We start from the raw sequence: 14767 nt of genomic DNA, 5'->3' as shown, positions 1-14767 counted from the left end.
CACCGTGACCAGCACAGCAATCCAGGACGGCCAACCCGGGGCGGCGGCCGCCCACGAGTCGTTCCGGCTGCGCCGGGACGCGGAACTGAGCAGCGACGCGACGGGCGCGCTGCGGCTGCGGCAGAGCCGGTTCCAACTGCCGCTGGGCGGGCTCGGCGTCAGCCGCCGGGCGCTGGTCCTGCGGCTGGCCGGGGACTGGGTCGGCGACCTGGAACTGCACCGGATCGTGGTCGGCCTGGAGGGCGAGGGGCAGTTGCTGCCCGCGCAGATCCTGCTGCGCCGGCTGTCCGCCCATTCCTGGCTGGAACGCCGGCTGCAGGCCGGGGGCCGGCCGTTGCTCGACGTGGTCCCGCGGGGCCTGGGTTCGGGCAGCCTGCCGGAGGCGCGGCGGCACGAGCCGGGCGGCCGTTACCGGCTCTCCCGCTTCGCCGGGCTGCGCGTGCAGGACGGCCGCCTGGTGGCCGCGTCGCCGCTGGCCACGGTCGCCGTCGCCTGCGCCGACCCGGGCCTGGCCACGGTGTTCGCCACGGCGGCCGACGCGGGCTGCGACGTACACGACGTGGCCGACACCCTCGCCGTCGCCGAGCCGGTCGCCGGTCGGGTCCTCGACGAGTTGCTCACCGGCCGGCTGCTGGTCACCGCGGCGGAGTTCGAGGAGGAGTCCACCCACGCCCCGCTGGCCTACTGGCTGCCCGAGGAACTCGCCCTGCACGACCGGGCGCGACCGGGCCGGCACGTCGCCCCGGTGGGTGGCACCTATCCGTTCCGCGGCAAGCTGCCCCCGGCCCCGCTGCGCCGGTCCTTCCCGGACGGCCGGCACCGGGTGCTGCCGGTCCCGGACATGGAACTGGTGGCCAAGCGCGACGAACCGCTGACCGCTGTGGTGCGGGCGCGCCACTCGGTCCGGGAACACGACGACGGTCACCCGCTCACCGTCGACGCCCTCGGCGAGTTCCTGTACCGGGTGCAGCACACCAGCGGCGTGACGCAGGCCGGCGGGCAGGAGGTCGGCCACCGTCCGTACCCGGGTGGCGGCGGGCTCTGCGAGCTGGAGATCTACCCGCTCGTCTCGCGCTGCTCCGGCCTGGATCCGGGGCTCTACCACTACGACTCCGTCGAGCACCGGCTCACCCTGCTCACCGGCCACGACGCGGCCGGCAGCAAGGTGACCCGCTACGCCCGGTCGGCGGCCGGCATGGCCGAGACGCCGCAGGTGCTCCTGGTGATCACCGCGCGCGTACAACGCATGATGTGGAAGTACGAGGGGTTGAGCTACGCCATGGCCCTCAAGAACGCCGGGGTGCTCACCGGCCTGATGTACCTGGTGGCGACCGCGATGGGGCTGGCGCCCTGCGCCCTCGGGGCCGGTGACTCGGCGGCCTTCGCCCGGCTCGCCGGCATCGATCCGCTGGTCGAGCCGAACATCGCCGACTTCACGCTCGGTTCGCGGAGGGCGGCATGAAATTCCGGCGGCAGGCGCTGCGCCACCTCGAGGCGCCGGAACAACTGGACGACGTGATCAAGCTGGCCAGTGTGCCGAGCTGGCTGATCACCGTCGCGATGGCCGTCGCGGTGGGCAGCGCCGGGGTGTGGGCGGTCCACGCGACCGTGCCGCGGGTGGTGCAGGCGGCCGGCGTGCTGATCCACTCCAACGGGGTGTCCGCCGTCGACGCGATGATCGGCGGCCAGGTCGTCAAGGTCTGGAGCGCGGCCGACCAGCGGGTGGCCAAGGGCACGCCGCTGTACAGCGTGGAACAGAACGGGAAGATCACCATCGTGAACGCGCCGTGGGACGCGTACGTGGTGGCCTGGCTGGTCAGCGAGGGGGAGCTGCTGGAACCGGGCACCCCGGTCGCCGACATGGAGCGACTCGACACCCCCGGGGACGCCCTGCAGGCGGTGGTCTTCGTGCCCGCCGCCGCGGCACCCCTGCTGCAGCCGGGCAACCGGGTCACCGTCGTCGCCGACGCGGTGCCGACCGCGGTGTTCGGCACCCTCTCCGGCACGGTGACCGACGTCGCGTCCTTCCCGGAGACCGAGCGGTCGATGCGGGCGTTCCTGGGCAGCGGCGCCGACGTGCGGCGCCTGCTCGGGGCGGGCAGCGTCATCCGGGTCACCGTGCCGCTGCTCGCCGACCCCGATTCGGCGAGCGGGTTGCGCTGGTCCAAGGCCGCCCCGCCGTTCCAGCTGAACTCGGCGAGCGCGATCACCGCCCGGTTCACCATCGCCACCGAGCACCCGATCGACTGGCTGGTGACCCGGTGACCGGCCCGGCCGACATCGACCTGGGCGAGGCGGGCGCGGCGGCCGTACCGCACCCTCGCCGGCGCCGGGTCCGCACCCCCACCGTGATCCAGATGGAGGCGGTCGAGTGCGGCGCCGCCGCCCTGGGCATCGTCCTGGGCCGGTACGGCCGGCACGTCGCCCCCGAGGAGCTGCGGCAGACCTGCGGCGTCAGCCGGGACGGCTCCACGGCGGCCAGTGTCCTCAAGGGCGCCCGCAAGTACGGCCTGGTCGCCAAGGGCTTCCAGATGGACGTCGACGGCCTGGCCGACGTGCCGTTGCCGGCCGTGCTGTTCTGGAAGTTCGAGCACTTCGTGGTCCTGGAGGGGCTCGGGCGCCGGGTCCGGATCAACGACCCGGCCACCGGCCCGCGCTCGGTCAGCTGGTCGGAGTTCGACAGCGCGTTCACCGGCATCGTCCTGACCATGCGGCCGGGTCCCGAGTTCGAGCCCGGCGGGACCCCCTTCCGGGTGCTGCCCCAGTTGGCCCGGCGCTGGCGCAACCTCGGCTCGGTGGTGCCGCTGACGGTGCTGCTCGGCCTGATCATCGCGGTCGTCGGCCTGACCCAGCCGGCGCTGGTGCGGGTGTTCGTCGACCGGGTGCTGCTCGGCAAGGACCACGGCGCGTTCACCTCGCTGGCGCTGGCGATGAGCGCCGCCGTGCTGCTCACCCTGGTCGCCGGGCTGCTGCAGCAGCGGCTGCTGATCCGCAGCGAGACCGCCCTGGCGCTGAGCAGTGGCTCACGGTTCTTCCGGCGGCTGCTCCGGCTGCCGGTGGCCTTCTTCGACCAGCGCCAGGCGGCCGACCTCACCCAGCGGGTGCGCAGCAACGACGTGGTGGCCGACCTGCTCACCCGGCGGGTGGCGGCGACCGCGGTGGACACCGCGCTGGTCGGGGCGTACGGCGTACTGCTCTGCTCCTACGACGTCACGCTCGGGCTCTGCGCGATGGCGTTCGCCGGGTTGAACGTGGCCGTCCTGCGTTATGTGGCGGCGCATCGCACGAGCGTGGTCGCGGGCCTGCAGGCGGAGCGCGGCAAGATGTTCGCGACCGTCTACACCACCATCCAGATGATCGAGTCGATCAAGGCCACCGGCGAGGAGGAGGTCGGCTACCAGCGCTTCGCCGCGCGTGGTTCGGCGGTCAGCTCCAGCCAGCAGCGGCTGGGTGTGCCGGCCGCGGTGCTGTCGGTGGTGCCGGCCCTGCTCGCGGCCGCGAACACCGCCGTGCTGCTCGGGCTCGGCAGCCGGCAGGTGATCGCCGGCTCGCTGAGCGTCGGGGTGCTGGTGGCGATGCAGGGTCTGGTCACCGCCATGAACCGGCCGATCGTCAACCTGACCGCGCTGGGCTCGAGGCTGCAGGACATGAGCGCCGATCTGAGCCGGCTGCGCGACGTGGAGCGCTATCCGGTGCCGGCCCGGCCGGCGGTGCTCCCGCCGGTGGCCTCGCTGCAGGGACATCTGCGGATCGAGAAGGTGAGTTTCGGCTACAACCCGCTCGGCGCACCGCTGCTGTCGCAGTTCGAGCTCGACATGCCGCCCGGGTCACGGGTCGCCCTGGTCGGGTCCTCGGGCAGCGGCAAGTCGACAGTGGGACGACTGGTGGCCGGTCTCTACCCGTGCTGGTCCGGTCAGGTCACGGTGGACGGCCTGCGGCGCGAGGAGGTCGACGCCGAGCTGTGGGCGGCCACCGTCGCGATGGTCGACCAGAACCGGATGCTGTTCGAGGGCACGATCCGCGACAACGTGACGCTGTGGGACCCGACGATCGGCGACGAGGAGGTGATCGCGGCGCTCAAGGATGCCGCGATCTTCGCCGAGATCGCCGGCCGGGCCGGTGGCCTGTCCGGGCTGGTGCAGGAGGGCGGCCGCAACTTCTCCGGCGGTCAGCGGCAGCGACTGGAGATCGCCCGGGCGCTGGTGCGCCGGCCCCTGGTCCTGGTCCTGGACGAGGCGACGAGCGCCCTGGACGCCGAGACCGAGCAACTCATCGATCGCAACCTGCGCCGCCGGGGCGCGACCTGCCTCATCGTCGCGCACCGCCTCTCCACGATCCGCGACGCCGATCTGATCGTGGTGCTCGAGGGCGGCCGGGCGGTCGAACGGGGCACCCACGACGAACTGATGGCGGCGGGTGGGGCGTACGCCCGGCTGCTGCGCGAGCACTGACCGGCGTGCGCGATGACGGGCGGGCTGATGAGCGGCGGGACTGATGACGGGGGTGGCGGCATGACCATCGAGACGCCGATGATCGCCGGGTGGGCCGAGCTGATCGGGCTGACCACCCCGGCCGGCCGCGGCTCGTTGCGGCTCGACGGGCAGTACGCCGCCGCGGTGATCTGCGACGGCCCGGCCGACCTGTTCGCGATCCGGCACGGGGACGGCACCGGGGTGCAGGCGCGCCGCCACTTCGTCGCCCGGCTTCCGGCCGGCAGTCTGATGCCGAGTCCGCCGGTGGCCGGTGCCTGGCAACTCGTGGTGGTGCCGCTGCCGGACACCGAGGTGGGCTGGCTCGGGGAGGCCGCGTACCGCATGGTGGTCGGCGCGGCCGAGGGCGCGGCGGAGCCGGGGCCGGTCGACGCCGCCGGTGAGGTGGTGGCCCGCGCCCTGGTGGCCGGGCTGGAGGTCGGCGTGCAGGCCGTCGCCGACGCGGTACGCACCGGTCAGCCGCCCCGGGACGCGCCGCCGCTGACCCCCCGGTCGGTCGGCTCGCTCGCCACCGGCGGGGTGCTCGCCGGCACCTCCGGCCTGTGGTGGCTGCGGGTCGTGGGCGGCGACGTGCTCCGCAACGACGGCGACCGCGGTGAACCGATAAGCGGCGGCGAGCTGCTGCTGCTCACCGCCCGGGACTGGGTCACCGCGACGGCGCCGTGCACGGTGGAGAGCATGAGCAGCTGGGAGCTGCTCCTCGCGGGGCAGCTGTGGACCGCCGCCGACCGGCACGTCGCCCGGATGCTGCGGGTCGTGCAGCTTCGCATCGACCGCGCCGACGCCGAGTTCCTGAGCTCGCTGCATCGGCGGAAACAGATAAACGCCGCGGTGGTCGCCGACGCCGCCCGCACCGCCTACGGCGTGGTCGGGGCGACCGACCGGCAGGTGCCCCCGGCCGAGGTGGCCCACCTCAACGCCTACCAGCTCGCGGCGACCGTGCTGCGGGCGCTGTGCACCGAGGAGCATGTCCGGATCGTCGAACCGGCCGACCGCAGTCAGGTGCCGGACGACCGGCGTGCCGCCCTGCACGCCGTGGCGCGGGCGTCCGGCCTGCACGTCCGGGAGGTCCGGCTGCCCGGCGGGTGGTGGCGGCGCGACCTCGGCCCGCTCGTCGGGTGGCGCCGCATCGGCGACGACGACCGGGTGGAGGCGGTCGCCCTGGTCCACCGCCGCGGCGGTTACCGGGTGCTGGACCCGCAGACCGGAACGGCCCTGCCCCTGGCGGCCGCCGAGGTCGCCCGGTTCGGCGAGGCGGCCACGGTGGTCCAGATCCCGTTGCCGGTCGCACCGACCCTCGGTGACGTGCTGCGCGGCGGGCTGCGCGGCGGCCGGCGCGACGTCGCCGGACTGGTGCTGACCGCGGCCGTGGTGGCCGGGCTGGGGCTGGCGGTCCCGCTGATGAGTGGCCGGGTGCTCGGCGCGGTCGCCGGTCAGGGCACCGGTGACGGGCTCCTGACCTCGGCCGCGTTGCTGGTGGCCAGCGCACTGGTGGCGGCCCTGGTGGGGGTCGCCCAGAACCTGCGGCTGCTGCGTGTCGAGGGACGCGTGGAGCTCGGCTCGCAGCTGGCCGTGTGGGACCGGCTGATGCGGCTGCCGGCGCAGTTCTTCTCCCGGACCTCCAGCGGTGAGCTGGCCAACGCCGTCCTCGGCATCACCTTCGTCCGCGAGTCGTTGTCCGGCGTGCTGGCCCAGGGGGTGCTGGCCGCGGTGACGGTGGTGGCCGACCTGCTGCTGCTGACGATCATCGACACCCGGGTGGCGCTCTGCGGCCTCGCCATCCTCGTCGCGACCTCGGCGCTCGCCTGGGTGTGCGGCCGGGCGGTGATGCGGCGCATGCACCGGGCCCTGCCCGCCGAGCACCGGGCCGCGGCGCGCACCAACCAGCTGCTGGGCGGCATCACCAAGGTTCAGGTGGCGGCGGCCGAGGACCGGGCCTACAGCTGGTGGTCGGTGGCCAACTCGACGGCCCGCGCCGAGCTCCAGCGGGTCCGGCGGGTGCAGGCGGTGCTGGCCGCGACGGCCGGTGTGCTGCCCATCGCCGGGCAGCTGGCGCTGTTCGCACTGCTCGCCGGTCCGCTCGCCGGGCGGCTCACGATAAGCGACTTCTTCGTGGTCAACGTGGCCTTCGCACTGCTGCTGGGGGCGGCGCTGGTGCTGGTGACGGCCGGCATCGAGGTGGTGGCCGCGATTCCCCGGCTGGCCGACCTGCACGAGATCATCGACGCCGAACCCGAACGGCGGCCCGACCGCACCGACCCGGGGGAGATCCGCGGCGAGATCACCCTGCACAACGTCACCTTCGCCTACCACGTCGACCAGCCGCCCATCCTGGACGACGTCTCGTTCACCGTGCGCCCGGGGGAGTTCGTCGCTGTCGTGGGGCCGAGCGGGTGCGGCAAGTCGACCCTGCTGCGGCTGCTGCTGGGCTTCGAGGCGCCGCGCAGCGGCAGCGTCCGCTACGACGGTCAGGATCTGTCCGAACTGGACGCCCAGGCGGTCCGCCGGCAGTGCGGGGTGGTGCTGCAGGACGGCACGCTGTTCGCCGGCTCGCTGCGGGAGAACCTGTGCGGCGCCGGCAGCTATCCGCTCGACCGGGTCTGGGAGGCGGTCCGGATGGCCGGCCTCGAGCAGGACGTGCAGAACCTGCCGATGGGGCTGGGCACCATGGTGCCGTTCGGGGGCGGCACGCTGTCGGTGGGGCAGCGGCAGCGGGTGCTCGTCGCGCGCGCGCTCATCCACCACCCCCGGGTGCTGTTCTTCGACGAGGCGACGAGCGCGCTGGACAACCGTACGCAGGAGGTCGTCACCGCCAGCACCCGCCAGCTCGCGGCCAGCCGGATCATCATCGCGCACCGGCTGTCCACGGTGCGTGACGCCGACACGATCCTGGTGATGGACCGCGGCCGGATCGTCCAGCGCGGTGACTACGACACGCTGATGGCCGACCGGGGCGGGCTGTTCCACCGCCTGGCGAGCCGGCAGCTCCTGGACGGAACGCCGCCGGCGCGGTGAGCGCGGGGGCGCGGTGAGCGCGGGGGCGTCAGCCGTTGTCGACGAGTTCGGACTCGTCGAGGTCGAAATCGAGGTCGCCGGTCCCGGCCATCAGGTCGGCGGCGGCGGCGCGGCCCTGGTTCTCCACGGTCAGCCGGAACGCCTCGGTGAACAGGCTCACGAGGCACTGAGTGAACACGACCGTGTCCTGTTCGAGCTGCTCCCAGGTACCGCCGCCGCCCCCGGGGGTGCGCCGGGCGTCGACCATCCGCCGGCACGTCGTGCGGACCAGGTCGTCGGTGCGGTCGCGCAGGGCGTCCAGCACGTCGGCGAGGATCTGCAGCGACGGCAGCGTCGGGACCCCGCCGCGGCGCAGCTCCAGGGCGGAGCGCAGGGCGCGTGGCCGGACCGTACGGACGGTGCCGTCGTCGGCGCGGCCGAACACGCCGTGCTGGACGAGCGCGTAGACCAGGGCCGGATGGTCGAGGCCGAGCCGTTGCAGCAGGGTGGCGAGCTGGTCGGTGTCCGGGTCGGCGTTCTGCGTGCCGAGGATCGCGTCGATCGCGACGAGGTTGAAGCCCTGCCGCTGCAACGCCTTGATCGACTCGATCCGCCGGACGTGCCCGGCGTCGTAGTACGCGGTGCGGCCGATCCGGACGGGCGGGGCGAGCAACCGGCGCGCCTGGTGGGCCCGGACGTTGCGGGCCGACATGCCGACCCGGCGGGCGAGCTCGTCGATGGTGTATCGCTCTGCCACCGGCGGGATCGCGGTGCGATCCGGCGTTGACGTGGTTGCCGTCATCGACCCTCCCGGCGTGCGACTGCCGTTCACGTTACGGCCGCCGGACCGGCGCGCAAAGCAGTGAAATCACTGCTTCCGGTCGGCCCCGCGCGGTATTACCATCCGCCGCTTCACCGCGATTCCCTGGCTTGCATATTTTGCGTCCGCAATGGCGTCGGCGATTGTCCGACATTGATGGTATTCAGCGCCGCCGAGGGTCGCCGGCGGGCCGTGGGCCGCACCATGAGGGCACAACCGAGGGGAAGGAAAAAAGACGTGACAAACGGAGAACGCGCGGCGTTCGTCGCCGCATACAGCAGGGTGGTCGCCGAGGTGTGGGCCGACGCGGCCGCCGAGCGGGCGCTGGCCGAGAACCCCCGGGCGCTGCTCGCCGAGTACGGCCTGACGGTGCCCGAGCAGGTCCGGATCGCCGTCGTACGGGACGCCACCGACGTCCAACCGGATCTCGACACCCAGGTCGCGGCCTGGGCCGATGCCGACCGGCTGGGCGTGTTCACGCTCTACGTGCCGGCCACCGGCCCGATCGGTGAGGCGGAGCTGGAGGAGGACGAACTCGACCGGGTGGTGGGTGGGCTGGACGCCAGCTGCGCCTGCTGCTGCCCGTGCTGCAGCACGACTTGAGCACTCGGTGTCATCGATCCGTGACATCTGTTTCGGCCGGTGGTCACGAACGATGTCAGCAAGTGTAAAGCCCTTGAAAGCGAATTCCACTCACCCCTAGCTTTTGGGCAGCGACGAAATCCCGTTCTTCATTTCTCGGAAGGAAATTCCATGACTACTGCCGGCCAGACGCCCGAACCCGCCGACGCCGAGTTCCTCAACAAGTACACCGCGATGATGGTTTCGGTGTGGAAGGACGAGAACGAGGAGCGCAAGCTGCTCGCCGACCCCCGGCAGTTCGCGGTCGACGCCGGTCTGCCGGTCGCCGAGGGCAAGGCCGTTCGCCTCGAGCGCGGCCAGGTGGACGGGCTCTTCACCGCCGAGCAGCTGCTCTCCGACTGGAACGGCACCGAGCACGTGCTGCACGTGCCCGAGGCGCCGCTGATCGACATCTCCGAGCTGGACGAGCGTGAGCTCGAGTCGGTCGCCGGCGGGGTCGCCGAGTCCAAGGTCAACATCATCGTCGCCTGCGTCGTCAACGTCTGATTCGGCGCCGGTCACCGATCTACCTGGCGGGCGCCGGAGGCCCTCCGGCGCCCGATCCCATCCGCCCGGCTCCACGCCGAGCTACGCGAGGAGGAGCACGATGAGCGAGACACCCGACGCGAGCGACGAATTCATCGCCCGATACACCACGTTCATGCTCGCGGTCTGGAACGACGCCGAGACCGAGCGGCGCCTGCTGGCCGACCCGCGGGCCGAGGCCCTGGCCGCCGGGCTGCCGGTCCAGCCGAACGCGACCGTGGCGCTCGACCGCCGGGAGTCCGACGGCCTGTTCACCCGCGAGAAGCTGATCGACGACTGGACCGCCGACCCCCGGCGGCACGTGCTGCACGTGCCGGCCGCCCCGATGATCGACCTCGGCGAGCTCGACGACCGGCAGCTGGACCTGATCGCCGGCGGCGTCGCCGACGTCAACGTCGTCATCGTGGCCTGCGTCGTGGCGGTCTGACCCATGGGCCAGGCGACAGTCGCGGTGGCGGAACGGACGTTCCGCACCATGCCGGCGGAGCGGACCCGCCGCCGGGTCGAACCGATGCTCTCCACGTTCGGTGTCACCCGGGTCGCCGACGTCACCCGGCTCGACGAGATCGGGCTGCCCTGCCACGTCGCCTACCGGCCGTGCGGCAAGACACTCGCGGTGAGCCTCGGCATCGGCCTCGACCACGCGCAGTCCTGGGTCGGCGCGGTGATGGAGAGCATCGAGACCTGGCACGCGGAGAACGTGACACTCGAGCCGGCCGCCCGGGGCAGCGCCCGCGACGTGCGGCCGGGCTACGACGTACGCCGCCTCAACCTGGCCGAGGAATCACCGCTGACCGACCGCGTCACGCTCGACTGGCTGCCCGCCACCGGCCTGCTCACCGGCGAACCGGTGCTGGTTCCGCTCGAGTTCGTCCGGCTCGACGCCACCAGCCGGTTCACCTGGGACCACCTGCTGTTCCAGGTGACCAGCAACGGCCTCGGGGTCGGCAACTCGCCGGCCGAGGCGACCCTGCACGGCCTGATCGAGCTGATCGAACGGGACTGCTGCGCGCCGTACACAATCACCCCGCTCAGCCGGCGGCGCTACGTGGACCCGGCCGGCACCGGCAACCCGACGGTCGAGGCGGCGCTGACCGCGCTGCGCTCCGCCGACTGCTGGGTCGAGGTCTGCGAAACCACCAACGAGATGGGCATACCGGCGTACGCCTGCTCGATCTGGTCCCCGGACGTGCCGCTGGTCTTCGGCGGGTTCGGTTGCCATCCCGACGCCGGGCAAGCGGTGGCACGCGCGCTGTTGGAGGCGATCCAGTCCCGGCTCGCCTGCATCTCGGGGGCGCGCGACGACATCGACGCCACGCTGTACGACAAGGCCGACGGCGCGGTCGCCCCGAGCATCGCCGGGCGCACCCTGCACCCGGTCGAGCCGGCCGGCGGCCCGTCCGAAGCCGGGGCCGACGCGATGCTCCGGTTCTGCGCCGAGCGGGTGTGGGCCCGCACCGGGGTGGAGCCGATGGTCGTCGACCTCACCCAGCCCGGGATCGGGATCGCCGCCAGCAAGGTGGTCGCGCCGGGACTGGCGCTGTGCAACGAACGTGACATGGCCAGACGACCCGGGGAGAACCATGTCTGACTACGTGTTCCTCGGCCCCAGCCTGGACGCGGCCGAAGCGGCGGACCTGCTGCCCGGCGCGCTCGTGCGGCCGCCGATCCAGCACGGTGACCTGCTCCGCCTCGATCCCGCACCGGGCGACCGGGTGTTCATCGTGGACGGTCTGTTCATGCTGCGGGCACCGGTCCGGCACCGCGAGATCCTGCACTACCTCGACCGGGGGGTCATGGTGGCCGGCAGCAGCAGCATGGGCGCGTTGCGGGCGGCCGAACTGTGGCCGTACGGCATGCGCGGCGCCGGCACCGTCTTCGAGCTGTACCGCGACGGGGTGGTGACCGACGACGACGAGGTGGCCGTCGTGCACGCCCCGGCCGAGGAGGACCACCGGTCGATGAGCGAGCCACTGGTCAACCTGCGGGTGGCGCTGGACCGGGCGGCCCGCGCCGGGGTCCTGACCGCCGCCGAGGCGGCGCTGCTGCTGGAGACCGGTCGCGACCTGCCGTTCCGGGCCCGGGGCCGGCGGGCCCTGCGGCGGGCGGCGACAGCCCGGCTCGGCGACGACAGCTTCGAGCGCTTCGCCGCCTGGGATCTGGCGCACCCGACCGACGTGAAGGCCGAGGACGCCCGGCTGCTGCTGCGGCTCGCGGCGGCCGAGGACGCCGGCCTGCGCCCGCACGACGCGGCGGACACCCCGATCGAGAACGTGAACACCTACATCACGGAGGCGTGGGCGGCCCGCGCCCAGGGACGTACGGCCGGTGGCGTGCTGGTCAGCGACGCGGTCACGGTGGCCACCATCATGGTGCTGCACCCGGAGTTCCCGGCCCGGCACGCCGACCGCGTTCTCGCCGCCCTGGTGGACGCGCCGGAGAGCGCCGACCCGCGGCGGGTCCGGCAGCAAGCGGTCGAGCTGGCCCGCGAACGCGGCCTGCTGCCGATCGGCGACCCGGCGGCGATCTACGACTCACCGATGCTCACCGGGAGCGACCGGAGCCGCTCCCCGGCCGACGCCGCCCTGCGCGTACTGATCCGGATGTTCGGCCCGATCGACTGCGGCACCCTGGCGCTGCGCAGTCTGCCCGCGGCCCTGCGCACGCCCGCGGTGCTCGCGGCCGCCCGTTCCTTCGCCGGGTCGGCCATGCAGCTCAACGATCGGCTGCCGCATCCTGACCCGCACCGGCCGCACCTGCGCATGACCTACCGGGACGACGTCGTCGACCGGCTGCTGGCCCGGCTCTGGGACTGCCCACCGGGCGAGCTGCCGGCCGCCGTCCGCGACCACGGCTTCCAGCACCTGGACCGGCTGCGGGCGCTGGTGGAGCCGCTGACCGCGGGCCTGAAGGTGTGCGGCCCACCGGTCTTCCCGGGCTTCGCGCCGGTTCGCGCCCCCCACGCCGGGCTGGTCGCGGCATGACGGCCCGGCCCAAGGCGGTGCTGATCTACCCGCCGCTCACCGATCCCACCTCCGGCTACCACTCGCTGAGCTACATCGACTCCTACGCCCGCTCGCGGGGCTACCCGGCCGCCGACATGATCGACGCGAACATCGAGGCGTTCCACCACTCGTTCTCGCCGGCCGGTGCGGCCTGGCTGGAGGAAGCCCTCGCGACCCCGCCGGCACCCGACCCGCTGGCCCACTACGACGACGTGACCTGGCAGATGGAGGCGCTGCGAACCGCCGAACCGGACCCGGCCGGGGTGCGGGAAGCGGTCGCGGTCCTGCAGGACCCGGAGCGGTTCTACCAGTACGACCACTACGCCCGCGCCGTCGAGCAGGTGATCGGCTGGATGAACTGCCTGTCCGGCACCGGTTTCCCGGGCCAGTTCACGAACGGCTTCCAGCTGCGCATGCCGCCGGCCGTGGCGCTGGGCTCGGTCGCCGCCCTGCGCGACGAGGCGGTGCTCGAGCGGCTCGCCCGCCCCTTCCAGCCGTACGTCGAGGACGTGCTCATCCCGCAGCTGGTCGCCGGTGACTACGACATCGTCGGCCTCAACATCACCTACCAGGCCCAGCTGCCGTTCGCCCTCTGGCTCGGCCGGCTGATCCGCCGCGCACTGCCCGGGGTGTTCCTGGTCGCCGGCGGCACCGAGGCGTCCGACGTCTGGAAGTACCTGCGCGACAAGACCCAGATGTTCGCGCTCTTCGACAGCTTCGACGCGGTCGTGGTGGGCGAGGGCGAGACGGCGTGGGTGGAGATCCTGGAGAGCGTCCGGGCCGGCACGGTGCCGTCGTCGCACCCCAACATCCGGCTGCACCCCCGGTTCCGGGCGATGAACCTGCTCCCGGTGCGGTACGAGCCGATCCGCGGGCTGCCGACGCCGGACTTCAGCCGGCTGCCGTGGGACAAGTACCTGAGCCCGGAACGGTTCGTCTACTACTCGCCGACCCGCGGCTGCTACTGGAACCGGTGCACGTTCTGCGACTACGGGTTGAACACCGACGGCCCGACCAGCCCCTGGCGCCAGGACACCGTCGAATCCATCATCACCGACGTCACCGAGCTGTCGAAGTTCGCCAAGTTCGTCTACTTCTCCGTCGACGTGCTGGCTCCGGCGACCATCCTGCGGTTCGCCGAGCGGGTCCTCGAGACCGGGATCGACGTCCGCTGGGGCGCCGAGATCAGGCTGGAGAAGTACTGGTCCGACGAGCGGTGCGAGATCCTGCGCCGGGCCGGCTGCGTGGCCGTCTCGGTCGGGTTCGAGTCCGGCAACCAGCGCATCCTCGACCTCATCGACAAGGGCACCCGGCCCGACCAGGTGCGCCAGACCATCACGTCGATGACCAAGGCCGACATCGGCGTACAGATGATGGGCTTCACCGGTTTTCCCACCGAGACCGCCGCCGAGGGCCGGGAGAGCATCGACTTCCTCCTCGACAACCGCGACCTGTGGACGTTCGGCGGCCTCGGCCAGTTCATGCTCACCTCCGGCGCGATCGTGGCCCGCGAACCGGACCGCTTCGGTGTCACCAACATCCGGCCGCTGCCCGGCTCGGACATCCAGCGGGTGCTGCTCTATGACGAGCCGATCAGCGAGGGCGCCCGCGCGGAAATGTCGGTGGCGGCGGCCCGCGGCTTCGAGGTGCCGCACGCGCGGCCGTGGCTGAGCAGTGTGGACACCCCGCACTCGTTCTTCTACCACGACCGCTTCGGGGTGCGGGTCCGCGACGCTCTCGATCGCGACCTCACCGCGCGCGACGACGACCAGGACCGGTCGTTCGTGCTCAACGGCGCCTTCGTGGACCGGCCCGACGAGGCCGTCGTCGACCGGCTCAACACCACCTACCAGATCATGTACGGCACGCCGATCCCGGCCGACCGGCTGCTGTTCCGGCGCCCGGACGGGCAGATCACCCCGCTGCCCCGGTCGTACCTGCCGATTTTGCACCTCTTCCGGCAACCCACGACGTTGCGTGCGGCCCACGCCCGGCTCTGGATGCTGGACGCGGCCGCCGCCGGCAAGGTCTGGCAGACGCTCATCAGCCGCCGCCTGGTGCGCCGGCTCCCCGAATTTCCGGACCGCCCGGTTCCGGACGAGACCCCCTCCTAGGAGGTGAAAACAATGACTTCGACGACGACCAAGGCGCCCCTGCGCAAGATCGCGGTGCGCAAGGCCGGCACCGTCCGGCTGACGTCGGCCGCTGCGGCGCTCTATTCCGACGGCTGCCTGCCGCCGATTCCGTGGCCCTTCTGATGCCGCCGGGGCCCGGCCGGACCTCCGGCCGGG

Annotated in this window: 12 protein-coding genes; 11 read left to right on the top strand and 1 reads right to left on the bottom strand. The window is 72.8% G+C overall.

The window, feature by feature from the left end; genetic code table 11:
- Positions 1–4 precede the first annotated feature (4 nt).
- Genes Afe05nite_RS35355 through Afe05nite_RS35340 form a run of 4 tightly spaced genes read left to right on the top strand, consistent with a single transcriptional unit; the run spans position 5 to position 7505 of the window.
- Positions 5–1462 (top strand): SagB family peptide dehydrogenase, encoded by a 1458-nt coding sequence (locus tag Afe05nite_RS35355; RefSeq protein WP_203821651.1) that lies wholly within the window; start codon positions 5–7, stop codon positions 1460–1462.
- Positions 1459–2265 (top strand): HlyD family efflux transporter periplasmic adaptor subunit, encoded by an 807-nt coding sequence (locus Afe05nite_RS35350; protein WP_203821650.1) that lies wholly within the window; start codon positions 1459–1461, stop codon positions 2263–2265. Before Afe05nite_RS35355 ends, Afe05nite_RS35350 begins: the two co-directional genes overlap by 4 nt.
- A complete protein-coding gene (locus Afe05nite_RS35345; RefSeq protein ID WP_203821649.1) occupies positions 2262–4451 on the top strand; it encodes an NHLP family bacteriocin export ABC transporter peptidase/permease/ATPase subunit in 2190 nt (729 codons plus the stop codon). The genes Afe05nite_RS35350 and Afe05nite_RS35345 overlap by 4 nt, the downstream gene beginning before the upstream one ends.
- A 60-nt stretch (positions 4452–4511) precedes the next feature.
- Positions 4512–7505 (top strand): ATP-binding cassette domain-containing protein, encoded by a 2994-nt coding sequence (locus Afe05nite_RS35340; protein WP_203821648.1) that lies wholly within the window; start codon positions 4512–4514, stop codon positions 7503–7505.
- 28 nt (positions 7506–7533) lie between these two features.
- Here Afe05nite_RS35340 and Afe05nite_RS35335 read toward each other — a convergent pair whose 3' ends face one another.
- Entirely contained in the window at positions 7534–8241 is a 708-nt protein-coding gene (locus tag Afe05nite_RS35335; RefSeq protein ID WP_203821647.1) for a MerR family transcriptional regulator, read from the bottom strand.
- Between the two features lie 300 nt (positions 8242–8541).
- Between Afe05nite_RS35335 and Afe05nite_RS35330 the strand changes: the two genes are divergently transcribed.
- From Afe05nite_RS35330 to Afe05nite_RS44715, 7 genes are all read left to right on the top strand, one after another.
- Positions 8542–8907: a hypothetical protein gene (locus tag Afe05nite_RS35330; protein ID WP_203821646.1), complete on the top strand. Its 366-nt coding sequence runs from the start codon at positions 8542–8544 to the stop codon at positions 8905–8907.
- 150 nt (positions 8908–9057) lie between these two features.
- The gene (locus Afe05nite_RS35325; RefSeq protein WP_203821645.1) at positions 9058–9432 is read left to right on the top strand and encodes a hypothetical protein; all 375 of its coding nucleotides are present in this window, start codon (positions 9058–9060) and stop codon (positions 9430–9432) included.
- Positions 9433–9532: 100 nt separating this feature from the next.
- Positions 9533–9898 carry a hypothetical protein gene (locus tag Afe05nite_RS35320; RefSeq protein WP_203821644.1) on the top strand — a complete coding sequence of 122 codons (366 nt, stop codon included), beginning with the start codon at positions 9533–9535 and terminating at the stop codon, positions 9896–9898.
- Positions 9899–9901: 3 nt separating this feature from the next.
- A complete protein-coding gene (locus tag Afe05nite_RS35315; RefSeq protein WP_203821643.1) occupies positions 9902–11062 on the top strand; it encodes a YcaO-like family protein in 1161 nt (386 codons plus the stop codon).
- Entirely contained in the window at positions 11055–12455 is a 1401-nt protein-coding gene (locus tag Afe05nite_RS35310; protein ID WP_203821642.1) for a TfuA-like protein, read from the top strand. The genes Afe05nite_RS35315 and Afe05nite_RS35310 overlap by 8 nt, the downstream gene beginning before the upstream one ends.
- Entirely contained in the window at positions 12452–14590 is a 2139-nt protein-coding gene (locus tag Afe05nite_RS35305) for a B12-binding domain-containing radical SAM protein (RefSeq protein ID WP_203821641.1), read from the top strand. The genes Afe05nite_RS35310 and Afe05nite_RS35305 overlap by 4 nt, the downstream gene beginning before the upstream one ends.
- Positions 14591–14602: 12 nt before the next feature.
- Positions 14603–14734 (top strand): hypothetical protein, encoded by a 132-nt coding sequence (locus Afe05nite_RS44715; protein WP_275407534.1) that lies wholly within the window; start codon positions 14603–14605, stop codon positions 14732–14734.
- The last annotated feature ends 33 nt before the right edge of the window (positions 14735–14767 follow it).

Origin of the sequence: Paractinoplanes ferrugineus, assembly GCF_016862195.1 — a bacterium.
GTDB lineage: Bacteria > Actinomycetota > Actinomycetes > Mycobacteriales > Micromonosporaceae > Actinoplanes > Actinoplanes ferrugineus.
The sequence above is the reverse complement of the archived record's forward strand: the minus strand, read 5'-3'. Positions and strand labels throughout refer to the sequence as shown.

Coding starts and splice junctions, on each gene's coding strand:
- Afe05nite_RS35350 (WP_203821650.1), top strand. CDS start 1,459: ATGAAATTCCGGCGGCAGGCGCTGCGCCACCTCGAGGCGCCGGAACAA.
- Afe05nite_RS35340 (WP_203821648.1), top strand. CDS start 4,512: ATGACCATCGAGACGCCGATGATCGCCGGGTGGGCCGAGCTGATCGGG.
- Afe05nite_RS35325 (WP_203821645.1), top strand. CDS start 9,058: ATGACTACTGCCGGCCAGACGCCCGAACCCGCCGACGCCGAGTTCCTC.
- Afe05nite_RS35320 (WP_203821644.1), top strand. CDS start 9,533: ATGAGCGAGACACCCGACGCGAGCGACGAATTCATCGCCCGATACACC.
- Afe05nite_RS35315 (WP_203821643.1), top strand. CDS start 9,902: ATGGGCCAGGCGACAGTCGCGGTGGCGGAACGGACGTTCCGCACCATG.
- Afe05nite_RS35310 (WP_203821642.1), top strand. CDS start 11,055: ATGTCTGACTACGTGTTCCTCGGCCCCAGCCTGGACGCGGCCGAAGCG.
- Afe05nite_RS35305 (WP_203821641.1), top strand. CDS start 12,452: ATGACGGCCCGGCCCAAGGCGGTGCTGATCTACCCGCCGCTCACCGAT.
- Afe05nite_RS44715 (WP_275407534.1), top strand. CDS start 14,603: ATGACTTCGACGACGACCAAGGCGCCCCTGCGCAAGATCGCGGTGCGC.